The sequence below is a fragment of the Pseudomonas sp. SWRI18 genome (assembly GCF_014268345.1).
GTDB classification, from domain to species: Bacteria; Pseudomonadota; Gammaproteobacteria; order Pseudomonadales; family Pseudomonadaceae; genus Aquipseudomonas; species Aquipseudomonas cedrina.
In genome coordinates, this window is sequence record NZ_JACCQQ010000001.1 from 294,242 (window position 1) to 316,697 (window position 22,456).

Genomic DNA, 22,456 nt, shown 5'->3' on the forward strand with positions numbered 1-22,456 from the left:
ACACGGGCTGTTGTTGCACCTGGGTCTTTCTGGTATAAAGCAGCGCTCTTTTCTAGGGGCCCGGTTCCTTCGCTTGTAGGTGTAGCCGGTAAGACCCTAAAGAAACGCGGCGCCTGGCGCCAAATGACTGAGAGATTAAGCGGCCAACCCATGCCGGGTTGGGCATGTGGTTTTAGAGGGCTGAGGCATGTCGAGAGTCTGTCAAGTTACCGGTAAGGGTCCGGTGACTGGGAATAACATTTCCCACGCAAATAACAAAACCCGTCGTCGTTTCCTGCCGAACCTGCAGCATCACCGCTTCTGGGTTGAAGAAGAGAAACGTTTTGTTCGCCTGCGTGTATCTGCCAAAGGCATGCGTATTATCGACAAGCGTGGCATCACTGTCGTGCTGGCCGAAATTCGTGCCGCCGGCAAGATCTAAGGAGCTCTATCATGCGTGAATTGATTCGAATGATCTCTAGCGCCGGTACTGGTCACTTCTACACTACCGACAAGAACAAGCGTACTACCCCGGACAAGCTCGAAAAGAAAATGTTCGACCCGCGCGTTCGCAAGCACGTGATCTACAAAGAAGGCAAAATCAAGTAATTGATTTTCTTCCTTGTGAAAAAAAGCCCGGTTCTCACGATCCGGGCTTTTTTTTGTCTGATGGTTCCCACGCTCTGCGCGGTAACCCCGCCCCGGACGCTCTGCGCCCCGCTGTAACCTCAGGCTTTCTGTTCGAACACTACGTAGATCTTGCGGCAGGGCTCCAGCACCTCCCAGGTGCCGCTGAACCCGGCGGGGATCACGAAGCGGTCGCCGGCGCGCAAGGTCTTGGCATTGCCGCCGGCATCGCGCAGCACGGACACGCCTTGCACAATCTCGCAGTACTCATGCTCGGTGTAGTTGACCGTCCATTGCCCGACCTCACCTTCCCAGACGCCGGCATTCATCTGACCGCACGGACTGTTGTAGTGGTTGTAGACGGTTTGCTCGGGATCGCCCTTGAGGATTTTTTCGGCATCAGGGCGGTAGCGTTCGGGGGCGGTGTTGGCTTGGCTGAAGTCGACGATATCCTGGATGCTCATGTGCGTGTCCCGTCTGGCCTGCGATTGGAGAGCCCAAAGTCTATGTTTATTAAAATGCACACCGCAAGGGCGTTTGCCGGCGCTGTGTCAAATATATTGAAACATCCCCAGCCGCTGGTTTAGGGTGGCAGCTGCCTTGAGCCTAACAGCTGGCTGGCGGGGCAAAGCATTCTTGAGGCTGCCGGGGCACATCGCCTGGCCCTCGCATTCAATAAGAGGAGGACACTCGCATGACCACCCTGACCCGTGCCGACTGGGAACAACGCGCCAAGGACCTGAAGATCGAAGGCCGCGCCTACATCAATGGCGAGTACACCGCCGCCGTTTCCGGTGACACTTTCGAATGCATCAGCCCGGTCGATGGCCGCCTGCTGGCCACTGTTGCCAGCTGTGACGCTGACGACGCCCAGCGCGCCGTGGAAAACGCCCGGGCCACCTTCAATTCCGGCGTCTGGTCGCGCCTGGCGCCGGCCAAGCGCAAATCCGCCATGCTCCGTTTCGCCGCGTTGCTCAAGGCCAATGCCGAAGAGCTGGCGCTGCTCGAAACCCTGGACATGGGCAAGCCGATCAGTGACTCCCTGAACATCGACGTACCCGGCGCGGCGAATGCCCTGAGCTGGAGCGGCGAGGCCATCGACAAGATCTACGACGAAGTCGCCGCGACCCCGCATGACCAGCTTGGTCTGGTGACGCGCGAGCCTGTTGGTGTTGTCGGCGCTATCGTGCCGTGGAACTTCCCGCTGATGATGGCCTGCTGGAAACTGGGGCCTGCGTTGTCGACCGGTAACTCGGTGATCCTCAAGCCGTCCGAGAAATCCCCGCTGACGGCCATCCGCATCGCGGCCCTGGCGGTTGAAGCCGGTATTCCCAAAGGCGTGTTCAACGTGCTGCCGGGCTACGGTCACACCGTGGGCAATGCGCTGGCGCTGCACATGGACGTCGATACCCTGGTGTTCACCGGTTCGACCAAGATCGCCAAGCAACTGTTGATCCGCTCCGGCGAGTCGAACATGAAGCGCGTGTGGCTGGAAGCGGGTGGCAAGAGCCCGAACATCGTGTTTGCCGATGCGCCGGACCTGCAAGCCGCCGCCGAATCCGCCGCCGGTGCCATCGCCTTCAACCAGGGCGAAGTCTGCACTGCCGGTTCGCGCCTGCTGGTGGAGCGCTCCATCAAAGACACCTTCCTGCCGCTGGTGATCGAGGCCCTCAAAGGCTGGAAACCCGGCAACCCGCTGGACCCGGCCACCAACGTGGGCGCGCTGGTGGACACTCAGCAAATGAACACCGTGCTTTCGTACATCGAAGCCGGCCATGCCGATGGCGCCAAGTTGGTCGCCGGTGGCAAGCGCACCCTGGAAGAAACCGGTGGCACTTATGTGGAACCGACGATTTTTGACGGTGTGACCAACGCGATGAAAATCGCCCAGGAAGAGATTTTTGGCCCGGTCCTGTCGGTGATCACTTTCGACAGCGCCGAGGAGGCGGTCAAGATCGCCAACGACACGGTCTACGGCCTGGCTGCAGCGGTGTGGACCGCCGATATCTCCAAGGCGCACCTCACCGCCAAGGCGCTGCGTGCCGGCAGTGTGTGGGTCAACCAGTACGATGGCGGCGACATGACCGCGCCGTTTGGTGGCTTCAAGCAGTCGGGTAACGGTCGCGACAAGTCGCTGCATGCGTTCGACAAGTACACCGAACTCAAGGCGACCTGGATCAAGCTGTAAGCAGCACCGCAAGCCAAATGTGGGAGCGGGCTTGCTCGCGAATGCGGTATGACAGTCGCGGATGTATTGACTGGCACACCGGCATTCGCGAGCAAGCCCGCTCCCACACTGTTTTGCGTGACCTTCAAAACTATCCACAGGAGCACGGAATGCGTTGGGCGACTTATTTCGCCGTGCTGGCCTCGGTACTCAGCGTTGGCCTGGCCCTGGGCGTCAGCATGCCGCTGGTGTCCTTGCGCCTCGAAAGCTGGGGCTACGGCAGTTTCGCCATCGGGGTGATGGCGGCGATGCCGGCCTTTGGTGTACTGCTCGGCGCCAAGGTGTCCAGTCGCATGGCGTCATGGCTCGGCACGGCCAATCTCATGCGCCTGTGCCTCTGGGCCGGCGCGGTGTCCATCGGCTTGCTGGCCATCCTGCCCAACTACCCGGTGTGGCTGGTGTTGCGGTTGATGATCGGGGTGATCCTGACCATCGTGTTTATCCTCGGCGAAAGCTGGATCAACCAGTTGGTGGTGGAGCAGTGGCGTGGCCGGCTGGTGGCGCTGTATGGCTGCAGTTATGCCTTGAGCCAACTGTCGGGCCCCTTGTTGCTGGGACTGATCGGCACCGACCATGACTACGGGTTCTGGGTCGGCGTCGGCCTGTTGATGGTGGCGCCCCTGCTGCTGCTGGGTCGTTCCGGCGCGCCGACCGCCGAGGCCTTCAGCGTGACCTTCGCCGACTTGTGGCGCTTCTGCCTGAGTCTGCCGGCCATCGCCTGGGCGGTGGCCTTGTTCGCCGCATTCGAAGCGATGATCCTGACGTTGCTGCCGGTGTATTGCCTGCAACAAGGTTTCACTGCCGAGGTCGCCTTGGCGATGGTCAGCACCGTGGTGGCCGGCGATGCGCTGCTGCAACTGCCGATTGGCGCGCTGGCTGACTACCTGCCACGGCGCACGCTGTTCCTCAGTTGTGCGGTGCTGTTGCTGGTGTCGAGCCTGGCCGTCCCGTTGTTGATGCATACACCGCTGATCTGGCCGGTATGGGTGGTGTTCGGCGCCAGCGCCGGCGGGCTGTTCACCCTGTCGCTGATCCTGATTGGCGAGCGTTACCGCGACGATGCGCTGGTGCGCGCCAATGCCCACATTGCGCAGTTGTGGGGGATCGGGTGCCTGATCGGCCCGCTGGTGGCCGGTGCCGGCAGCCAGTGGATCAACGGGCATGCGCTGGCGCTGTTGATGGCGGCCGGTGCGTTGGGGTTGGTACTGCTGTTATTGCGTCAGGGTGCATTTGGCGCAACACAGCCAGTCTCAACTTGAAATGATCTTCGCTATTCCTACAACATGCGTTCCAGCCCGACAGAGGTAGCGAACCAGGCATTAAACCTGCGCCACCAACTGCCTGGCTCATTGGTCAGGGTATGCAATTGGCCGTTATCTTCGGTCACCCACACCACTTGCCCATCCTGCAATTTCGCTTCATAGCTCAACGCCGGCGCCATGCCTTGCAGCGCCAGGTTGCGCACGTGTTCCGCCAACTCGGGACTGTCCACCAGCACGCCGACTTCGGTGTTCCACAGCACTGAACGTGGATCGAAGTTGAACGACCCGATAAACGACTTCGTGCGATCGAAGATTATCGCCTTGCTGTGCAGGCTGGAATCCGAGCCACGAAACGAGCTGCGTCGAAACAGGTGCGGCCCGCTACCTGCGCTGGGGTCACCGGGTTGGCGGCGCAATTCGTAGAGTTTGACCCCGTGTTCCAGCAGTGCCTTGCGATAGGGCGCATAACCACCGTGCACGGCCGGTACGTCAGTGGCTTCCAGGGAGTTGGTCAGCAGGCTGACCGACACGCCGGCATCGGCGCGGCCGGTCAGGTACACCAGCCCCGGTTGCCCCGGCACGAAATACGCCGAGATCATCATCAATTCATGGGTGACCCCGTCCAGTTCCGGCGCCAGTTGCGTGGTGAGCAACAACCGAGGATCCGGGTCGGCCTTGGCCAGCACTTTGCTCGGTGCGTCCCACAGCGCCTGGTTCCAGGCCCAGATCAGCTCCCGGCGCCAGGTGTCCATGCGCGGTTGGGTCTGGTAGGTGCGCAAGCGGTTGTACAGCGCGTGGTTCTGCTGGCGCGACTCGGCCAGGGAGGCTTCCAGGCGCACGCGCGCAGCGGCCAGGTCGCCTCTGGACGGTGTAATGGAGACGAAGTCATCAATCGGCTTGCTCAGCGCACTGTTCCAGTACTGGTCGAAACTGTGCCCCAATTGCTCGGCCACCGGCCCCACGCTGAGCATGTCGATATCGGTGAAGTTCAGGTTGGGCTCTGCATCGAAATATTCGTCCCCCAGGTTGCGTCCGCCGACGATGGCCACGCTGTTGTCCGCCAGCCACAGCTTGTTGTGCATGCGCCGATGTTGCAGCGACAGGTTGAACAGGCGGCCCATGGCCCGCGTCACGCCGGTGCTGCGCCCCAGGTGCAAGGGGTTGAACAGGCGGATCTCGATGCTGGGATGGGTAGCGAGGGTGGCGATGACCTGGTCGAGGCCGTCGCTGGTGGTGTCGTCCAGCAGGATGCGCACGCGCACGCCACGGTCGGCAGCCTTGAGCAGTTCGTCCACCAGCATGCGGGTGCTGATACCGTCATGCACGATGTAGTACTGCAGGTCGAGGCTGGTCTGGGCGTTGCGGATCAACTCGGCGCGGGCCATGAACGCCTCGCTGCTGTTGGGCAACAGGCGGAAGCCCGAACGGCCCTGGTACGGCGCGGCCTGGGCCTGGATCGAGCGGCCGAACGACGACTGCGCGGCGGGCAGGGCGTCGCTGGGGATTCGCGGTGCGTGCACTGTGGCGCAGCCGCCCAGGGCCAGGGCTCCCAACAGGAAAAACGGAAATAGCCGTTGAATCATCAAGGGAGTTGCTTCCAGATCAGGGCGGTTGTCGGTATATGACGGCTATTTCCCTGGAAAGGTCAGTCGACCGCTTCGGCCATCAATTTGCTCGCGGCCGCACCGACCTTGCGCACGGCTTCTTCGATTTGAGCGGTTGGCTTGGCAGCGTAGTTCATGCGCAGGCAGTTGCGGTATTTGCCCGACGCAGAAAAAATGCTGCCCACCGCGATCTGTACGCCTTGCTCCACCAGCATACGGTTGAGCTTGAGGGTGTCGAAGCCTTCGGCCAGTTCTATCCACAGCATGAAGCTGCCTTGGGGGCGGCTGGCGCGGGTGCCCGCAGGGAAATAACGGCTGACCCAATCGAGCATCAGGTCGCGGTTGCGCTGGTATTGGCTGCGCATCCGGCGCAAATGGGGCTCAAAATGCCCACCCTTGAGAAATTCGGCGATCGCGATTTGTGGCTGCGTGGCGGTGCAGCCGGTGCTGATGTACTTCATGTGCAGCACCCGTTCCAGGTATCGGCCGGGCGCGACCCACCCGATGCGCAGGCCGGGCGCCAGGGTTTTCGAGAAGGAACTGCACAACAAGACACGGCCGTCTTCGTCGAAGGACTTGATGGTGCGTGGGCGCGGGTAGCTGTAAGCCAGTTCGCCGTATACATCGTCTTCGATAATCGCTACGTCAAAGCGCTGGGCCAGGGTCAGCAACGCACGTTTGCGCGCCTCCGGCATGATGTAGCCCAGCGGGTTGTTGCAGTTGGGCGTCAGCTGGATGATTTTGATCGGCCACTGCTCCAGGGCCAATTCCAGGGCTTCAAGGCTGATGCCGGTGATCGGGTCGGTGGGAATTTCCAGGGCTTTCATGCCCAGGCCCTTAAGGGTCTGCATCGCGCCGTGGAAGCTCGGCGAGTCCACCGCGACGATATCGCCAGGTTCACAGATAGCGTGAATGCTGGCCGACAGCGCCTCATGGCAGCCGGTGGTGATCACAATGTCCTCGGCTGTGAGCTGGCAGCCGGAATCCAATGACAGTCGCGCAATTTGCTCACGCAATTCCATACAGCCGAGGATGTTGTCGTAATACAGACCGGGCAAGTCCTGGCGGCGACTCACCCGCGCCAGGCTGCGCAGCAGGGGCTTGAGGGTGGGCGACAATACATCCGGCATGCCGCGACCCAGCTGTATGACATCTTTGCGCGGGACCGCGCGGATCAACTCCAGCACCTGGTCCCACTGGGAAATCTCCACCGGCCGTTGAGCCGGGCGGCCAACCTCGGGCAGCGCGGGCAGCTGGCGACCGACCGGTACGAAGTAGCCGGATTTCGGTTTGGGCATCGCCAACCCATTGTCTTCCAGCAAACGGTAGGCCTGCTGCACGGTGCTCAGGCTGACCCCATGCTCCACGCTCAAGGCCCGTACAGAAGGCAAGCGATCACCGGGGCGGTAGAAGCCCTGTTCGATGCGCGTGCCCAGTAATTCGGCGAGGTTCACATAGAGGGTCATGGCGGTTGCTCCCGGAGCACCAGTACAGATAAGCGCAAAATACAGGATTCAGCCGCTCATAGGCAGCGTCTGTATGGATTTAATAAAGTTAGGTTGAATCTGTAATGGTTTTTGCCGCACGCCCATGCTGCTCTCTCATGGCAACACAGCAAATGAGGGGCAATAAACATGAACGGAATAAGCGATGTGCGGCTGGCGTTACACAGCCAGGAACTGGAGGCTGGACAGGAACGGGCGACGGCGCCGCGCCATAACAGCGGCTGGCGTCTGTTCTGGCAGCGTCGTCACACGCGCAAGGCGTTGCTGCACCTGAGCCGCGAGCAACTTCGCGACGTCGGGCTGAGCGCCGAACAGGCACGCCAGGAAGGCTTGAAGCCCTTCTGGCGCAGCTGACTTACACCAACTCTTTGAGACGATGCCAGAGCATTCCCAGGGCCAGCAGCGGCGAGCGCAGGTGCTTGCCGCCGGGGAAGGTCATGTGCGGCACTTGGGCGAACAGGTCAAAGCGACCCTGTTGCTGGCCGCTGATCGCTTCGGCCAACAACTTGCCCGCCAGATGGGTGGCGTTGAGGCCGTGGCCAGCGTAGGCCTGGGCGTAATACACGTTGGGTTGGTCGGCCAACCGGCCAATCTGCGGTAGGCGGTTCGCCCCGATGCCGATCATGCCGCCCCACTGGTAATCAATCTTCACCTCGGCCAATTGCGGGAACACGCGCAGCATTTTTGGACGCATATAGGCGCCGATGTCCTGGGGATCACGGCCGGAATAGTGGCAAGCACCGCCGAACAGCAGGCGACGGTCGGCGGACAGCCGGAAGTAGTCCACCGTGACACGCTGGTCGCACACCGCCATGTTCTGCGGCAACAGGCGGGTAGCCTGGGTTTCGCTCAATGGCTCGGTGGCGATGATGTAGCTGCCGGCAGGCAACACTTTGCCGCTCAGGTGAGGGTTGAGGCCATTGAGGTAGGCATTGCACGCCAGCACCAGGGTCTTGGCGCGCACGTTGCCCCGGGCGGTGTGCACGTTGACTTCAGCACCGTAGTCGATGCGCGTGACTTCGGACTGTTCGAACAGCTTCACGCCCAGTTGCTGCGCCGCGGCGGCTTCACCCAGGGCCAGGTTCAGCGGGTGCAAGTGGCCGGAGCCCATATCGATCATGCCGCCTACATAACGCTCGGAACCGATCACGCTGCCCATTTCGCTGGCTTGCAGCAGGCGTACTGCATGCCGGTAACCCAGGCTGCGCAGTTCTTCAGCGTCTTCGGCCAAACCCTGCAGGTCACGCGGTTTGTTGGCGAGGTCGCAGTAACCCCAGGTCAGGTCGCACGGGATGCGAAAGCGCTCGACGCGCTCACGCACAATCTCCACCGCTTCCAGGCCCATCAGCTTCATCTGGCGTACGCCGTCGGTGCCGATCGCATTGGCGAACTGGTCCAGGCCATGGCCGACACCGCGAATCAATTGGCCGCCGTTACGTCCGCTGGCGCCCCAGGCGATCTTGCGCGCTTCGAGCAACACCACGCTGAAACCGCGTTCGGCCAGCTCCAGTGCCGTGTTGAGCCCGGAAAATCCCCCACCGACCACGCACACGTCGGCCGTCACTTCGCCCTTAAGGGCAGGGTAGTCGGGCTGCGGCAGGCTGCTTGCGGCGTAGTAAGACGCGGTGTGCTGGGCGCTGGCGGTCATGGGGCATGCCTGTTTGGAAAATTTGACGCAGGATACAACGGTCGGACGAAGCTGTCTGCGCAGCTCATTTTGCGGCAGACTCCACGCTTATTCGCCGTTCGGTATGGGTTTCGATGAGTTGCAACAGTCAGAAAATCAGCGCGCTGCGTCGGCAGATACCGTCGTTCGAATGCGTCTCAGGTTGTCACGATTGCTGCGGGCCGGTGACCACCTCGCCCGAGGAGATGTCACGCCTGCCACGTAAGACCGCCGCCGAGCAGGATGCCGCCATGGATGAGCTGAACTGCGTGCACCTGGGCCCCCATGGCTGCACGGTGTACGACGAAAGGCCGCTGATCTGCCGGCTGTTCGGCACCACCAAGAGCTTGCCGTGCCCCAATGGGCGGGGGCCGGTTGAGCTGATTCACCCGCGGGTGGAAAAGCAGATTCACGAGTACATGGCGAGCACGCGGCAAGTGTTGGTGTAACGGGTGTACGCGTTCAAAATGTGGGAGCGAGCAAGTCGAATCGTCGCACCGCCGCTCCCACATTGACCGTGTTGTGTCAGTGGGTCAGTCAGGGATTGGCAGGTTCAGGCTCTCCTTCACCTCTTCCATCACGATATAGCTCTTGGATTCCCGCACATGGGGCAGTTTGAGCAGGATATCACCGAGCAGTTTGCGGTAAGACGCCATCTCGGAAATTCGCGCTTTCACCAGGTAATCAAAGTCCCCCGACACCAGGTGGCACTCCAGTACATGGGGCAGTTTCAACACGGCGCGGCGGAATTCCTCAAAGGTGTCGCCGGACTTGTAATCGAGGCTGATCTCGACAAATACCAGCAAGCTGCCCTTTAAATGCTGGGGGTTGAGCCGCGCGTTGTAGCCCATGATGATCCCCTCGCGCTCCAGCCGGCGCACCCGCTCAGTGCACGGCGTGGTCGACAGCCCAACCTTTTCTCCCAGCTCCGTGAACGAAATACGCCCATCGGTTTGCAGGATGCGCAGGATATTGCGGTCGATCTTGTCCAGCTCCCGCTTGGTCTGGGTGTTGGTACGCATAGGGGATACGCCTCTGTGAAAAGGGTTTTTGCCGAGAATTGTCGCCAAATATAGGCACTTATATAGTGAATTGCACTGGCTATAGTTTTTTACACTGCGCTCATCATTGCTCGAATAACACACGTCAGCGGCCTTGCCCGCGATGAGGATATAAAATGCGCGTTCTGGTCTTGGGTAGCGGCGTCATTGGTGTGACCAGTGCCTACTATTTGGCGCGGTCCGGCTTTGACGTGGTCGTGGTCGACCGCCAGCCCGCCGCGGCCATGGAAACCAGTTTCGCCAACGCCGGCCAGGTGTCCCCAGGGTATGCGTCGCCATGGGCCGCGCCGGGTGTGCCGCTCAAGGCCATCAAATGGCTGTTGCAGCGCCACGCACCGCTGGCGATCAAGGCCACCGCCGATATCGATCAATACCTGTGGATGGCGCAGATGCTGCGCAACTGCACCGCCAGCCGTTACGCGGTGAACAAGGAGCGCATGGTGCGTCTGTCCGAGTACAGCCGCGATTGCCTCGATGAACTGCGCGCCGAGACCGGCATTGCCTACGAAGGCCGCAGCCTAGGGACTACCCAACTGTTCCGCACACAGGCCCAGCTCGATGGCGCGGCCAAAGACATTGCGGTGTTGAAGGAGTCCGGCGTGCCGTTCGAACTGCTCGACCGCGCCGGCATCGCCCGCATCGAGCCGGCCCTGGCCAGTGTCACGGATATCCTCGCCGGAGCCCTGCGCCTGCCGAACGACCAGACGGGCGACTGCCAGATGTTCACGACCCGCCTGGCCGACATGTGCAAGCAATTGGGTGTGCAATTTCGTTTCGAGCAGGATATCCAGCGCCTCGATTACGCCGGCGACCGCATCAACGGCGTGTGGATCGACGGCAAGCTGGAAACCGCGGACCGCTACGTGCTGGCCCTCGGCAGTTATTCGCCGAAATTGCTCAAGCCGCTGGGGATCAAGGCGCCGGTCTACCCGCTCAAGGGTTACTCGCTGACCGTGCCTATCACCAACCCGGCGATGGCACCGACTTCCACCATTCTGGACGAGACCTACAAGGTCGCGATCACCCGTTTCGACAACCGCATCCGCGTCGGCGGCATGGCTGAAATAGCCGGTTTTGACCTGTCGCTCAACCCGCGCCGACGCGAAACCCTGGAGATGATCGTCAACGACCTTTATCCTCAGGGCGGCGATTTGACCGAAGCCACGTTCTGGACCGGCCTGCGCCCGACCACACCCGACGGCACGCCAATTGTCGGAGCCACCCCGTTCAAGAACCTGTTCCTGAACACCGGTCATGGCACGCTTGGCTGGACCATGGCCTGTGGTTCCGGGCGCTTGCTGGCCGACCTGATGGCGAAAAAGACGCCGCAGATCAGCGCCGCAGGCCTCGATATTTCCCGTTATGGCAACCACCAGGAGTCCGCAAAACATGTCAATCCAGCGCCAGCTCACCAATGAGCGCATGAGTCAGATCGTTGTCCACAGCGGTACCGTGTACCTGGCCGGGCAGGTCGGCGACGACATGAGTGCCGGGATTGAACAACAGACCCGGGAGACCCTGGCCAACATCGAGCGTCTGCTGGACCTGGCCGGTACCGACAAGACCAAGCTGCTGTCGGTGACGATCTACCTCAAAGACATTGATGCCGATTTTGCCGGCATGAACCGCGTATGGGACGAGTGGCTGCCCAAAGGCGTTGCGCCGGCTCGCGCCACCGTTGAAGCCAAGCTGTGCGAACCGCAAATCCTGGTAGAACTGTCCGTCGTGGCGGCCATGCCTTAACCCTTAACAAAGATCCCTCTCCCGGCGCTGACGTCATCTGTCGGTGCCGATTTTTCACTCTGCCGCCTAGAAGCCCGCCGCCATGCGTCCAGCCCGTGCCCTCATCGACCTTAAGGCCCTGCGCCACAACTACCAACTGGCTCGCGAAGTCACTGGGGCCAAGGCCCTTGTCGTGATCAAGGCCGATGCCTACGGCCATGGCGCCGTGCGCGTGGCCCAGGCGCTGGAGGCTGAGGCAGATGGGTTTGCTGTGGCCTGCATCGAGGAAGCCTTGGAGCTGCGCGCCGCTGGCATTCGCGCGCCGGTGTTGCTGTTGGAAGGTTTTTTCGAAGCTGACGAGCTGCCGCTGATCATCGAGCATGACTTGTGGTGCGTGGTGCATTCGTTGTGGCAACTGGAGGCCATCGAACAGGCCAGGCTGGGCAAACCGCTGACCGTCTGGCTCAAGCTCGACTCGGGCATGCACCGCGTTGGCCTGCACCCCAAGGACTACCACGAGGCTTACCAGCGCCTGCTGGCCAGCGGGAAAGTGGCCAAGATTGTATTGATGAGCCACTTTGCCCGCGCCGATGAACTCGACTGCGTACGCAGTGATGAACAGGTGGCGGTATTTGAGGCGGCGCGCAAGGGCTTGTCGGCCGAGGTCAGCCTGCGCAATTCGCCATCGGTGATGGGCTGGCCGAAGGTGTCCAGTGATTGGGTGCGCCCCGGCATCATGCTCTACGGCGCCACGCCGTTCGGCGAAGAGCAGGCGGTGGCTTCGCGTCTGCAACCGGTGATGACCCTGGAATCCAAGGTTATCTGCGTACGAGAGCTGCCGTCCGGCGAGCCGGTGGGTTACGGTGCCAAATTCATCACGCCAAAACCGATGCGCATCGGTGTAGTGGCCATGGGTTACGCCGACGGCTACCCGCGCCATGCACCGACGGGCACGCCGGTGTGGGTGGCCGGGCAACGCAGTCAGTTGCTGGGGCGCGTGTCCATGGACATGCTGTGCATCGACCTGACCGACGTGCCGCAGGCCGGCCTCGGTTCCACGGTGGAGCTGTGGGGCAAGCATATCCTCGCCAGTGACGTCGCGGTCGCCGCCGATACCATTCCCTACCAGCTGTTCTGCAACCTGCGCCGCGTGCCAAGGCTCTATTGCGGCGCTTGAGCGCCAGGCACGAACGCCACTGCTTGGGATTTAGGCCCAAGTGTTGTAAATACTGAACGCTGTCGCCATGATAACGCTCAATTACAACAAAGCCTGAATCCTAGGAGGCACCTGCATTGGACGTCGGCGAACGACTGCAATCCATCCGTAAACTGAAGGGTCTTTCCCAGCGCGAGCTCGCCAAGCGCGCGGGTGTCACCAACAGCACCATTTCGATGATCGAAAAAAACAGCGTCAGCCCCTCGATCAGCTCCTTGCGCAAGGTGCTGGGCGGCATCCCCATGTCGATGGTCGAGTTCTTTTCCGAGGAGATCCTCCAGGAAATACCGACGCAGATCGTCTATAAAGCCAATGAGCTGATCGATATCTCCGACGGTGCCGTGACGATGAAACTGGTCGGCCGGGCGCACCCGAGCCGGGCGATCGCGTTTCTCAACGAAATCTACCCGCCGGGTGCCGATACGGGCGAAGAAATGCTCACCCATGAAGGCGAGGAAACCGGGATTCTGGTGGAAGGCCGTCTGGAGTTGGTGGTCGGTCTCGAAACTTTTGTGCTCGAAGCCGGCGATAGCTACTACTTTGAAAGTACCAAGCCCCATCGTTTTCGCAATCCGTTCGACGTGCCGGCGCGACTAATCAGCGCAGCCACCCCCGCGAACTTTTAACAAAAGAGGCGTCCTGCCAGCGTTGCAGAGACCCCCGTGCAGTATCCGCGAGACGGAATCTCCCTTTATTTAATAGGGTTGTTTCGGCCAGGCGGGCTAACCGTTATACTTTCGCCGCCTGCGAAACCGTGGCCGCAGGCGTGAATAGCCACCATGAGGGTGAACGCGTGAACCTAATTATGAAAATGCTGGCTGCACCAGCAACCGTACTGGCCCTATGGGCTGTCAGCGCTCAAGCTGCGACCAATGATGACATTGCCAAGCGCCTGGAGCCTGTGGGCCAGGTTTGCGTACAGGGCCAGGAATGCAAGGGGATGGAAGTCGCAGTGGCGGCGGGCGGTGGCGGGGGGGCCAAGACCCCGGACGAAGTGATCGCCAAGCACTGCAACGCCTGCCATGGCACTGGCCTGCTGAACGCCCCGAAAATCGGCGATACCGCGGCCTGGAAAGAGCGCGCCGACCACCAGGGCGGCCTCGACGGCATTCTGGCCAAGGCCATCACGGGTATCAACGCCATGCCGCCCAAGGGCACGTGTGCGGATTGCTCGGATGAAGAACTCAAGGGTGCAATCCAGAAGATGTCGGGTCTGAAATAAACCGATCTTCGTAAAAAAGCCGCTGATCAGCGGCTTTTTTGTGCGCTTAATTTGTGTTTCCAGGCTGTTCTTTGCAGCAAAGACCCGCCACGCTCTGTCCAAGCCCCAATCATGGAATGTTCAGGAGGGTCGGATGGTGCAGTTGTGTTCAATCGAGCAAGCAGTTGACGACGTACTGGCGCGCTTGCCGGCGCATATCCACATGGGCATGCCGCTTGGCCTGGGCAAGCCCAACCTGTTTGCCAACGCGCTGTACCGCCGTGTCGCCAAGTTGCCGGAACGGTCGTTGACGATCTATACCGCGTTGAGCCTGGGCCGACCCACACTGGGCGACGGCTTGCAGAAACGCTTTCTCGAGCCCTTTATCGAACGAGTATTCGGCGATTATCCCGAACTGGATTTCCTCGCCGACCTGCACAAAGACCGTCTCCCGAAAAACATCCACGTGCAGCAGTTCTTCATGCAGCCCGGTAGCCTGCTCCACAGCGAGTCGGCCCAGCAGGATTACGTCAGCAGCAACTACAGCCACGCTGCCCGCGACATCAATGCCGCAGGCCTGAACCTGGTGGCGCAATTGGTGGCGAGCAGCCCGGAACACCCTGATCGTCTGAGCCTCAGCTGTAACCCGGATATTTCGCTGGATCTGTTGCCGATGATTGCCAAGCGACGTGATGCCGGGGAAACCATCCTGATCGTAGGCCAGGTTCACACCGAGTTGCCCTATATGCCGGGTGATGCCGAATTGGGCATGGATGCCTTCGACTACCTGATCGACGAAAAAGACAGCACCACGCTGTTCTCCACGCCGAACATGCCGGTGGGCTTCCAGGACCACTTTATCGGCCTGCATGCCAGCACCCTGGTGCGTGACGGCGGCACCTTGCAGATCGGCATTGGCTCCATGGGCGATGCGCTGACCGCCGCGCTATTGGCGCGCCAGGCCGACAACGAAGCCTATCGATTGCTGCTCACCGACCTCGACGTGTACCAATGGGCGCCGCTGATCAGCCGTGAAGGCGGGGTCGACCCCTTCGCCCGCGGTCTTTATGGTTGCAGCGAGATGTTCGTCAACGGCCTGTTGGTGCTGGCGGACGCGGGAATTATCCGCCGCAAAGTCTACCCCGACGTGGCGACCCAGGCGCAGGCCAACGCCGGCACCCTCGATGATGCGGCACAGCCCGACGGCATCTCGATCCACGGCGGTTTCTTTCTCGGTCCGCGCAGTTTTTACCAGCGCCTGCAGGAAATGACCCACGCCAAGCGTCTCGAATTCAACATGACCCGCATCAGCTATATCAACGAGCTCTACGGCCAGGAAGAGCTCAAGCGCCTGCAACGCCTGGATGCGCGGTTTATCAACAGCGCGATCATGGTGACGCTGCTCGGTGCGGGCGTGGCTGACCAACTCGAAGATGGGCGGGTGCTCAGCGGCGTGGGCGGGCAGTACAACTTCGTTGCCCAGGGCCATGCGCTGGAAGGCGCGCGGTCGATCCTGATCCTGCGCAGCTGGCGCGAGTCGGCGGGGGAGGTCAGTTCCAATATCGTTTGGGATTATGGTCACTGCACGATTCCTCGGCACCTGCGCGATATTGTCATCACCGAGTACGGAATCGCTGATCTGCGTGGCCAGACGGATGCCAAGGTAATCGAGGCGTTGCTTAACATCACCGACTCACGCTTCCAGCATGATTTGATCGAGCAGGCGCAGAAGGCCGGCAAGTTGCCCAAGGATTTTCAACTGGATCCGCGCTTTGCCGACAACACGCCCGAACGGCTACAGGCTATTCAAGCGCGCCATCGCCGGTTGTTTACGGAGTATCCGCTGGGCAGTGATTTCACGGATGAGGAGCGGGACCTGTTGCGCGCGCTGAACTGGCTAAAGAGCAAGTTCAAGCTGACGGAGATCCTGGAGTTGGGCAAGGCGGCGCTGGATGCACCGGAGCCGGAGGCGTTTCCTGGGCATTTGAAGCGGATGCAGTTGGATAAGCCGCAGGGTTTGAAAGAGGATCTGTATCAGCGCCTATTGCTGGCGGGTTTACAGGCAACCGCGCACTAACAGACACCACAAAACCAAATGTGGGAGCGGCGGTGCGACGATTCGACTTGCTCGCGAATGCGCAGTGTCAGTCAATACATCATTGACTGACAGACTGCATTCGCGAGCAAGCCCGCTCCCACATCTTTAACCGTGCTCGCACCAGATACGTGCGAGGTCGCGATTAATCGATAAAGGTAACGACGCCACCCGCCAGCGATTTAACCCGCGCCAGCGACTCGACCCGATAACCCTGCGCATCCAGCTCCGCGCGGCCACCCTGGAACGACTTCTCGATCACGATCCCCAGGCCCGCGACCGTCGCGCCCGCCTGCTTGATGATCGAAATCAACGCCTGGGACGCTTTGCCGTTGGCCAGAAAGTCATCAATTACCAACACGCGGTCGCTGCTGGTCAGGTGGCGCGGGGAAATCGCCACGGTGCTTTCGACCTTCTTGGTGAAGGAATACACCGTCGCCGACAGCAGGTTTTCGGTCAGGGTCAGGGATTGCTGCTTGCGCGCGAAGATCACCGGCACGCCAAGGTTCAGCCCCGTCATGATCGCCGGTGCAATGCCCGAGGCCTCGATGGTGACGATCTTGGTGATGCCCGAATCCTTGAACCGCGCGGCGAATTCGTCGCCGATCAGCTTCATCAGCGCCGGATCGATCTGGTGGTTCAAAAAGGCGTCGACCTTGAGAACCTGATCGGAAAGCACGATGCCTTCTTCGCGAATTTTCTTATGCAGTGCTTCCACGGAAAGCTTCCTCTAATGGCGGGTGTGCGCCGAAAGTAGATTAAAAAGTAGTCGATTCTAGCGTTTTAACATGGCGCGTATATCCGCCAGGGCGGTGTTGCCGCGAACGGCCTTCACCTCGGTGGGCGTGTCGTCATTGCCTTCCCAGGCGAGGTCGTCCGGCGGCAGCTCATCGAGGAAGCGGCTGGGGGCACAGTCGATGATTTCGCCGTATTGCTTGCGCTTGGCGGCAAAGGTGAAGGCCAGGGTCTGACGCGCGCGGGTAATACCCACGTAGGCCAGTCGGCGTTCTTCTTCAATGGTGTCGGCCTCGATGCTGGAGCGGTGCGGGAGAATTTCCTCTTCCATGCCCATGATGAACACGTAGGGAAATTCCAGGCCCTTGGAGGCATGCAAGGTCATCATCTGCACGCCCTCGGCGCCGTCTTCCTCTTCTTGCTGGCGCTCGAGCATGTCGCGCAGCACCAGCTTGCCGATGGCGTCTTCGACGGTCATTTCGCCGTCTTCGTCTTTTTCCAGGGTGTTCTTCAGCGCTTCGATCAGGAACCAGACGTTGCCCATGCGGTAATCCGCGGCCTTGTCGCTGGAGCTGTTGGTGCGCAGCCAGTTCTCGTAGTCGATGTCCATGACCATGCTGCGCAGGGCGCTGATCGGGTCTTCGCCGGCGCATTGCTCGCGCACCTTGTCCATAAAGCGCTTGAAGCGCGACAGGCGATCGGTGAAACGCGTGTCCAGATGTTCGCCCAGGCCGATTTCATCGGTGGCGGCGTACATCGAGATCTTGCGTTCAGTGGCGTAGTTGCCGAGCTTTTCCAGGGTCGTGGAGCCGATTTCCCGACGGGGCACGTTGATCACGCGCAGGAAAGCGTTGTCGTCGTCCGGGTTCACGATCAAGCGGAAGTAGGCCATCAGGTCCTTGACTTCCTGGCGTCCGAAAAAGCTGTTGCCGCCTGACAAGCGATAGGGAATCTGATGGTGCTGCAGTTTCAGCTCGATCAACTTGGCCTGGTAGTTGCCCCGGTACAGGATGGCGAAATCGCTGTAGGGCCGGTCGGTGCGCAGGTGCAGGCTGAGGATTTCCACGGCCACGCGCTCGGCTTCGGCGTCTTCGTTGCGGCAGCGGATCACACGGATTTCGTCGCCGTGGCCCATCTCGCTCCACAGTTGTTTTTCGAATTCGTGGGGGTTGTTGGAGATCAGCACGTTGGCGCAGCGCAGGATGCGGCTGGTGGAGCGGTAGTTCTGCTCCAGCATCACTACTTTCAAGGACGGGTAGTCGACCTTGAGCAGCATCAGGTTTTCCGGGCGCGCGCCGCGCCAGGCGTAGATCGACTGGTCGTCATCGCCCACCACGGTGAACTGGTTGCGCGTGCCGATCAGCAGCTTCACCAGCAGATACTGGCTGGCGTTGGTGTCCTGGTATTCGTCCACCAGCAGGTAGCGCACCTTGTTCTGCCACTTCTCAAGGATGTCGGCGTGTTCCTGGAACAGCTTGACCGGCTGCAGGATCAGGTCGTCGAAATCCACTGCGTTGAACGCTTTAAGCGTGCGCTGGTAGTGGGTGTAGACGATGGCGGCGGTCTGCTCCTTGGGGTTGCGTGCGTTTTCCAGGGCCTGGGCGGGCAGGATCAGGTCGTTTTTCCAGGCGCCGATCATGTTCTTGATCTCGTCGACGCCGTCGTCGCCCGCGTATTCCTTCTGCATGATGTCGGTCATCAGGGCCTTGACGTCGGTCTCGTCGAAGATCGAGAAGCCCGGCTTGTAGCCCAGCCGCGCATGCTCCTTGCGGATGATGTTCAGGCCCAGGTTGTGGAACGTGCACACAGTGAGGCCACGGCCTTCGCCACCCTTGAGCAGGGTGCCGACGCGCTCTTTCATCTCGCGCGCGGCCTTGTTGGTAAAGGTCATGGCGACGATGTACTGGGCGCGGATGCCGCAGTTCTGGATCAGGTGCGCGATCTTGCGGGTGATCACGCTGGTCTTGCCGGAGCCTGCACCGGCGAGCACCAATAGAGGGCCGCCGACGTAGTTCACGGCTTCTTGCTGCCGGGGGTTGAGTCGGGACATACGCAGTTCAGGGAGTCGTTATTCAAAAGGGCGGGCATTTTAACAGGCTGGCAGGATTCTGCCCTGTCAGAACGACAGTGTGACGTACCACTCGATCTAAATTTGCCGGTTTTGCTACTTTGCCGCAGGATGTGGGGGTTATATGAGACTAATCTTTACAGTTCGCGTGTTTGGTAAGCCCTATCATTGGTGATTATCGGGGCGCAGGTCATAATGCCCGCCGCCAACGAAATCTTGCAGAGTCTAGGGAGCTAGCTTGTCTACGCCTGTCGAACCCTTGCGTTTGCTGCTGCTGGCCGATGAGCCAGCGTGGGCAGCGTTGTTGCGCGAGTGCCTGGCGCCGATGGGCGATGGGGCTGTGCTGATCAGCGCGCCAAACTGGGCGTCCGTGAGTCGTCTGTTCGATGACGACCACAGCGCCGTGCTATTGACCACGCCCAGCCTGCAACCCGGCCCTGGCCGTTGCAGCTTGCCGTGCGTGTTGCTGCTCGAGCAGGAACCGCTGGTAGCACCCCTTGGCGTCAGCGATTGGCTGGTCCGTGATGGATTGAACGCCGATACGCTGCGCCGCTGCCTGCGCCACGTGCGCGAGCGCGGGCTGCTGGAAAACACCCTGCAGCGCCTGGCCGAACAGGACCCGCTCACCGGCATCGCCAATCGCCAGGGCTTCCAGACCCTGCTGACCGCGCGCCTGGCCGAGAACGAAGGCCGCGGCCTGGCCCTTGGTCACCTGGACCTCGACAACTTCCGGCATGCCAACGACGCCCTTGGCCACCAGGCTGGCGACCGGTTGATCCTGCAAGTGGTCTCGCGGCTCAAGAGCCAGCTCGAAGCCGGGGACCAACTGGCGCGCCTGGGCAGCGACGAATTCGCCCTGTTGATCGACACCCGTCGTGCGCCCCAGCGTGCCGAGTGGATGGCCGAGCGCATCACCGAAGTCATGGCCGAAGCCTATTGGGTGGATGGCGAAAGCCTGCTGATCGGTTGCAGCCTGGGCGTGGCGCATGCCCGCGCCCGTGCTGGCGCCGACCCGTTGATGTGGCACGCCCATATCGCCATGCAACAAGCCAAAAGCACACAGGGCTGCACCTTTCATATCTTCAACGAACGTATCAACCGCAACGCGCGCAGCCTCGCCGACCTGGAAAGCGAGCTGCGCCGTGCCTTGCGTCGTGACGAGCTGGAGCTGCATTACCAGCCGCGGCTGGACCTGGACGACGGGCATATCGTCGGCCTGGAAGCCTTGGTGCGCTGGCGCCATGGCGAGCGTGGCCTGTTGCCGCCGAGCGAATTCGTGCCCTTGGCCGAGCAAAGCGGCCTGATTGTCCCTTTGGGCTACTGGGTTATCTCCCGCGCCCTGCGCGACATGCAGGACCTGCGCGAACGTGGCCTGCCGCCTTTGCACATGGCGGTCAACCTGTCGTTCCGACAGTTTCAGGACAGCCAGTTGCTCTCGACCCTTAGCCGGCTGATTGCCGAGCGTGGCGTGGAGGCGCAATGGCTCGAGTTCGAGCTCACCGAAACCGCCGTGATGCGCCGCAGCGACCTGGTCAAGCAGACCATGGACGCCCTCGGCCGTCTCGGTGTGCGGTTTTCACTGGATGATTTCGGCACCGGCTTCTCGTCGTTCGTGCACCTCAACAGCCTGCCGATTGCCTTGTTGAAGATCGACAAGAGCTTTGTCGGCGGCATGGAAGAGCGCGAAGAGAACCGCAAGTTGGTGCATGCCATGATCAACCTGGCCCACAACCTCAATCTGGAAGTGGTTGCCGAGGGTGTGGAAACCCCTGAGCAGCTTGCGTTGTTACGCTTGTTCGGGTGTGACCAGGCCCAGGGTTATTTGATCAGCAAGCCACTGCCGTTGCCGGAATTGGTCGATTACCTGACGTTCGCGAAGGGCCAACAGGCTCTGCTGGGCTAAGTTGCAAACCCGATCGAATGTGGGAGCTGGCTTGCCTGCGATAGCGGTGGCCCAGCCAGCAAATTCTTGGCTGACACACTGCAATCGCAGGCAAGCCAGCTCCCACACTGACCGCGTGCATCCTTCAGTCCGGCTGGGCAGCCTGTAAGGTGCTGTAGGTTTCGGGCTCGCGCCGAATCATCCGCTTCATCTTCGCCTCGAACGCCCAGGTCAGGCTGACCGCCGCGCACGCCAAGCCCAGGGCCAATCCCCACCACACGCCGGTCGGCCCCCAGTCCAGGGTGAAGGCCATCAGCCAGGCCGACGGCGCGCCAATCAGCCAATAGCAACCCGCACCGATCAGGAAGGTGGTCTTGGCGTCCTTGAGCCCGCGAATACAACCCATGGCGATGGTTTGCACGCCGTCGAACAGTTCGAACCAGGCGGCAACGGCGAGCAGGCTGACGGCCAGGACAATCACGTCATGGAACGCCGGGTCGTTGTGGTCGATTAGCAGTCCGATCAGCGGATCGGAATAAAGCCACAGCACGGCGGCAAATCCCAACATCACCGCTGCGCCAAAACCGATGCCGACGCGCCCGGCCATGCGTGCCTGCAACAACTGCCCGGCACCGTAATGCTGGCCGATGCGCATGGTGACCGCGTAGGACATCCCCGCCGGCACCATAAAGGCCACCGAAACGATCTGCAGTGCGATCTGATGCGCCGCCAACTGCGTGCTGCCCATGGTGCCCATGCACAACGCCGCGAAGGCGAACAGGCCGACTTCCACCGCGTAGGTGCCGCCAATCGGCAGGCCGAGGCGCCACAGCTCGCGCAGGTACCGGGTATCGAGGCGCAGCAAACCGGCGCTCAGTGGGTAAGCGGCGTAGCTGCGGTTGCTGCGGATATACCACATCAGAGCCAGCGCCATGCCATTGGCGACGATGGCGGTGACCAGGCCGATGCCCATCAGGCCAAGTTTGGGCAGGCCGAACATGCCCTCGATCAGCGCGTGGTTGAGCAGGTAGTTAAGCACCGTGCCACCGAGGCTGATCACCATCACGGGCGTCGCCTTGCCGATGGCGCTGGTGAAGCCGCGCAGGGCCATGAAACTCAAGTAGCCGGGCAGGGCGAACGGCAAGATCGTCAGGAACTGCCCTGCCGAGTGCACGTTGGTTTCGGTCTGGCCAAACATCAGCAGCAGCGGTTCGAGGTTCCACAGCAGCAGGCCGGCCGCCAAGGCCATCAGCCAAGCCAGCCATAGCCCGGCCTGGGTCAGGCGAGTGGCGCCTTCGATATCACCCGCGCCGTGACGAATGGCAACCAGCGTGCCCACGGCGGCAATCACACCAATGCAGAAAATCGACACGAACGAGTAGCTCGCCGCGCCCAGGCCGCCACCGGCCAAGGCTTCGGGGCTCAGGCGAGCCATCATCAAGGTGTCGGTCAGCACCATCAGCATGTGCGCCAACTGTGAGGCAATCAACGGCCCTGAAAGCCGCAGGATTGCCCAGAGTTCGGTACGTGCCGGATGCTGCATGATCATCACGCTCGAAAAGTCGGAGGGTTAAGGAAGGGTTGATTCTCGGCGCTCCCAGCCCAT

At 61.2% G+C, this 22,456-nt stretch carries 21 protein-coding genes; 13 read left to right on the plus strand and 8 right to left on the minus strand.

The window, feature by feature from the left end; translation table 11 throughout:
* The first annotated feature begins 187 nt into the window (after window positions 1-187).
* Together rpmB and rpmG are read left to right on the plus strand one after the other, a co-directional pair.
* The gene (gene rpmB, locus H0Z09_RS01300) at window positions 188-421 is read left to right on the plus strand and encodes a 50S ribosomal protein L28 (RefSeq protein ID WP_003176907.1); all 234 of its coding nucleotides are present in this window, start codon (window positions 188-190) and stop codon (window positions 419-421) included.
* Window positions 422-432: 11 nt separating this feature from the next.
* Complete coding sequence (rpmG, locus tag H0Z09_RS01305; RefSeq protein ID WP_003176906.1) at window positions 433-588, plus strand: 50S ribosomal protein L33; 156 nt, start codon at window positions 433-435, stop codon at window positions 586-588.
* Window positions 589-707: 119 nt separating this feature from the next.
* Here the strand turns inward: rpmG and H0Z09_RS01310 are convergent, their stop codons facing one another.
* The gene (locus tag H0Z09_RS01310) at window positions 708-1,070 is read right to left on the minus strand and encodes a cupin domain-containing protein (RefSeq protein ID WP_186686355.1); all 363 of its coding nucleotides are present in this window, start codon (window positions 1,068-1,070) and stop codon (window positions 708-710) included.
* A gap of 230 nt (window positions 1,071-1,300) precedes the next feature.
* Between H0Z09_RS01310 and H0Z09_RS01315 the strand changes: the two genes are divergently transcribed.
* Window positions 1,301-2,794, plus strand: a complete 1,494-nt coding sequence (locus H0Z09_RS01315; RefSeq protein ID WP_186686358.1) for an aldehyde dehydrogenase — start codon at window positions 1,301-1,303, stop codon at window positions 2,792-2,794.
* Between the two features lie 149 nt (window positions 2,795-2,943).
* Window positions 2,944-4,092 carry an MFS transporter gene (locus H0Z09_RS01320; protein WP_186686361.1) on the plus strand — a complete coding sequence of 383 codons (1,149 nt, stop codon included), beginning with the start codon at window positions 2,944-2,946 and terminating at the stop codon, window positions 4,090-4,092.
* A 17-nt stretch (window positions 4,093-4,109) separates the two neighbouring features.
* Here the strand turns inward: H0Z09_RS01320 and H0Z09_RS01325 are convergent, their stop codons facing one another.
* Together H0Z09_RS01325 and H0Z09_RS01330 are read right to left on the minus strand one after the other, a co-directional pair.
* Window positions 4,110-5,678, minus strand: a complete 1,569-nt coding sequence (locus tag H0Z09_RS01325) for a phospholipase D family protein (protein ID WP_186686363.1) — start codon at window positions 5,676-5,678, stop codon at window positions 4,110-4,112.
* A gap of 62 nt (window positions 5,679-5,740) precedes the next feature.
* Complete coding sequence (locus H0Z09_RS01330) at window positions 5,741-7,165, minus strand: PLP-dependent aminotransferase family protein (RefSeq protein ID WP_076952030.1); 1,425 nt, start codon at window positions 7,163-7,165, stop codon at window positions 5,741-5,743.
* Window positions 7,166-7,333: 168 nt separating this feature from the next.
* Here H0Z09_RS01330 and H0Z09_RS01335 point away from each other — a divergent pair, with 168 nt between their 5' ends.
* Window positions 7,334-7,558, plus strand: coding sequence for a DUF1127 domain-containing protein (locus tag H0Z09_RS01335; RefSeq protein WP_186686365.1), 225 nt, complete (start codon window positions 7,334-7,336; stop codon window positions 7,556-7,558).
* Between the two features lies 1 nt (window position 7,559).
* On the opposite strand, the gene H0Z09_RS01340 is transcribed toward H0Z09_RS01335, so the two are convergent.
* Window positions 7,560-8,852, minus strand: coding sequence for an FAD-binding oxidoreductase (locus tag H0Z09_RS01340; RefSeq protein WP_186686367.1), 1,293 nt, complete (start codon window positions 8,850-8,852; stop codon window positions 7,560-7,562).
* Window positions 8,853-8,965: 113 nt separating this feature from the next.
* Between H0Z09_RS01340 and H0Z09_RS01345 the strand changes: the two genes are divergently transcribed.
* Window positions 8,966-9,319 carry a YkgJ family cysteine cluster protein gene (locus H0Z09_RS01345; protein ID WP_186686369.1) on the plus strand — a complete coding sequence of 118 codons (354 nt, stop codon included), beginning with the start codon at window positions 8,966-8,968 and terminating at the stop codon, window positions 9,317-9,319.
* 84 nt (window positions 9,320-9,403) lie between these two features.
* Here H0Z09_RS01345 and H0Z09_RS01350 read toward each other — a convergent pair whose 3' ends face one another.
* A complete protein-coding gene (locus H0Z09_RS01350) occupies window positions 9,404-9,892 on the minus strand; it encodes an Lrp/AsnC ligand binding domain-containing protein (protein ID WP_003176896.1) in 489 nt (162 codons plus the stop codon).
* A gap of 155 nt (window positions 9,893-10,047) precedes the next feature.
* On the opposite strand from H0Z09_RS01350, the gene dadA reads away from it, so the two are divergent.
* The 6 genes from dadA to H0Z09_RS01380 all read left to right on the plus strand — a co-directional run bounded on the left by dadA (window position 10,048) and on the right by H0Z09_RS01380 (window position 16,147).
* Window positions 10,048-11,349, plus strand: a complete 1,302-nt coding sequence (dadA, locus tag H0Z09_RS01355) for a D-amino acid dehydrogenase (protein WP_186686371.1) — start codon at window positions 10,048-10,050, stop codon at window positions 11,347-11,349.
* Window positions 11,321-11,674: a RidA family protein gene (locus H0Z09_RS01360; RefSeq protein WP_186686373.1), complete on the plus strand. Its 354-nt coding sequence runs from the start codon at window positions 11,321-11,323 to the stop codon at window positions 11,672-11,674. Before dadA ends, H0Z09_RS01360 begins: the two co-directional genes overlap by 29 nt.
* Window positions 11,675-11,756: 82 nt before the next feature.
* A complete protein-coding gene (gene alr, locus H0Z09_RS01365) occupies window positions 11,757-12,830 on the plus strand; it encodes an alanine racemase (RefSeq protein WP_186686375.1) in 1,074 nt (357 codons plus the stop codon).
* Window positions 12,831-12,946: 116 nt separating this feature from the next.
* A complete protein-coding gene (locus tag H0Z09_RS01370; RefSeq protein ID WP_003176893.1) occupies window positions 12,947-13,495 on the plus strand; it encodes a cupin domain-containing protein in 549 nt (182 codons plus the stop codon).
* 179 nt (window positions 13,496-13,674) lie between these two features.
* Window positions 13,675-14,091, plus strand: coding sequence for a c-type cytochrome (locus H0Z09_RS01375; protein ID WP_186686981.1), 417 nt, complete (start codon window positions 13,675-13,677; stop codon window positions 14,089-14,091).
* 133 nt (window positions 14,092-14,224) lie between these two features.
* Window positions 14,225-16,147: an acetyl-CoA hydrolase/transferase family protein gene (locus tag H0Z09_RS01380; protein WP_186686378.1), complete on the plus strand. Its 1,923-nt coding sequence runs from the start codon at window positions 14,225-14,227 to the stop codon at window positions 16,145-16,147.
* 163 nt (window positions 16,148-16,310) lie between these two features.
* Here H0Z09_RS01380 and H0Z09_RS01385 read toward each other — a convergent pair whose 3' ends face one another.
* Window positions 16,311-16,883 (minus strand): xanthine phosphoribosyltransferase, encoded by a 573-nt coding sequence (locus H0Z09_RS01385; protein WP_186686393.1) that lies wholly within the window; start codon window positions 16,881-16,883, stop codon window positions 16,311-16,313.
* A 57-nt stretch (window positions 16,884-16,940) separates the two neighbouring features.
* Entirely contained in the window at window positions 16,941-18,950 is a 2,010-nt protein-coding gene (gene rep / locus H0Z09_RS01390; RefSeq protein ID WP_076952021.1) for a DNA helicase Rep, read from the minus strand.
* A 256-nt stretch (window positions 18,951-19,206) separates the two neighbouring features.
* Here rep and H0Z09_RS01395 point away from each other — a divergent pair, with 256 nt between their 5' ends.
* Window positions 19,207-20,871 (plus strand): bifunctional diguanylate cyclase/phosphodiesterase, encoded by a 1,665-nt coding sequence (locus H0Z09_RS01395; protein WP_076952020.1) that lies wholly within the window; start codon window positions 19,207-19,209, stop codon window positions 20,869-20,871.
* Between the two features lie 124 nt (window positions 20,872-20,995).
* Here the strand turns inward: H0Z09_RS01395 and H0Z09_RS01400 are convergent, their stop codons facing one another.
* Entirely contained in the window at window positions 20,996-22,399 is a 1,404-nt protein-coding gene (locus H0Z09_RS01400; RefSeq protein WP_186686396.1) for a NorM family multidrug efflux MATE transporter, read from the minus strand.
* Window positions 22,400-22,456 lie beyond the last annotated feature (57 nt).

Bases quoted from the DNA above. Each gene is read 5' to 3' on its own strand.
- rpmB (WP_003176907.1), top strand. From the start codon at position 188: ATGTCGAGAGTCTGTCAAGTTACCGGTAAGGGTCCGGTGACTGGGAAT.
- alr (WP_186686375.1), top strand. From the start codon at position 11,757: ATGCGTCCAGCCCGTGCCCTCATCGACCTTAAGGCCCTGCGCCACAAC.
- H0Z09_RS01380 (WP_186686378.1), top strand. From the start codon at position 14,225: ATGGTGCAGTTGTGTTCAATCGAGCAAGCAGTTGACGACGTACTGGCG.
- H0Z09_RS01325 (WP_186686363.1), bottom strand. From the start codon at position 5,678: ATGATTCAACGGCTATTTCCGTTTTTCCTGTTGGGAGCCCTGGCCCTG.
- H0Z09_RS01375 (WP_186686981.1), top strand. From the start codon at position 13,675: ATGAAAATGCTGGCTGCACCAGCAACCGTACTGGCCCTATGGGCTGTC.
- H0Z09_RS01345 (WP_186686369.1), top strand. From the start codon at position 8,966: ATGAGTTGCAACAGTCAGAAAATCAGCGCGCTGCGTCGGCAGATACCG.
- H0Z09_RS01400 (WP_186686396.1), bottom strand. From the start codon at position 22,399: ATGATCATGCAGCATCCGGCACGTACCGAACTCTGGGCAATCCTGCGG.
- rep (WP_076952021.1), bottom strand. From the start codon at position 18,950: ATGTCCCGACTCAACCCCCGGCAGCAAGAAGCCGTGAACTACGTCGGC.
- H0Z09_RS01320 (WP_186686361.1), top strand. From the start codon at position 2,944: ATGCGTTGGGCGACTTATTTCGCCGTGCTGGCCTCGGTACTCAGCGTT.
- H0Z09_RS01310 (WP_186686355.1), bottom strand. From the start codon at position 1,070: ATGAGCATCCAGGATATCGTCGACTTCAGCCAAGCCAACACCGCCCCC.
- H0Z09_RS01315 (WP_186686358.1), top strand. From the start codon at position 1,301: ATGACCACCCTGACCCGTGCCGACTGGGAACAACGCGCCAAGGACCTG.
- H0Z09_RS01330 (WP_076952030.1), bottom strand. From the start codon at position 7,165: ATGACCCTCTATGTGAACCTCGCCGAATTACTGGGCACGCGCATCGAA.
- H0Z09_RS01350 (WP_003176896.1), bottom strand. From the start codon at position 9,892: ATGCGTACCAACACCCAGACCAAGCGGGAGCTGGACAAGATCGACCGC.
- H0Z09_RS01340 (WP_186686367.1), bottom strand. From the start codon at position 8,852: ATGACCGCCAGCGCCCAGCACACCGCGTCTTACTACGCCGCAAGCAGC.
- H0Z09_RS01360 (WP_186686373.1), top strand. From the start codon at position 11,321: ATGTCAATCCAGCGCCAGCTCACCAATGAGCGCATGAGTCAGATCGTT.
- rpmG (WP_003176906.1), top strand. From the start codon at position 433: ATGCGTGAATTGATTCGAATGATCTCTAGCGCCGGTACTGGTCACTTC.
- H0Z09_RS01335 (WP_186686365.1), top strand. From the start codon at position 7,334: ATGAACGGAATAAGCGATGTGCGGCTGGCGTTACACAGCCAGGAACTG.
- dadA (WP_186686371.1), top strand. From the start codon at position 10,048: ATGCGCGTTCTGGTCTTGGGTAGCGGCGTCATTGGTGTGACCAGTGCC.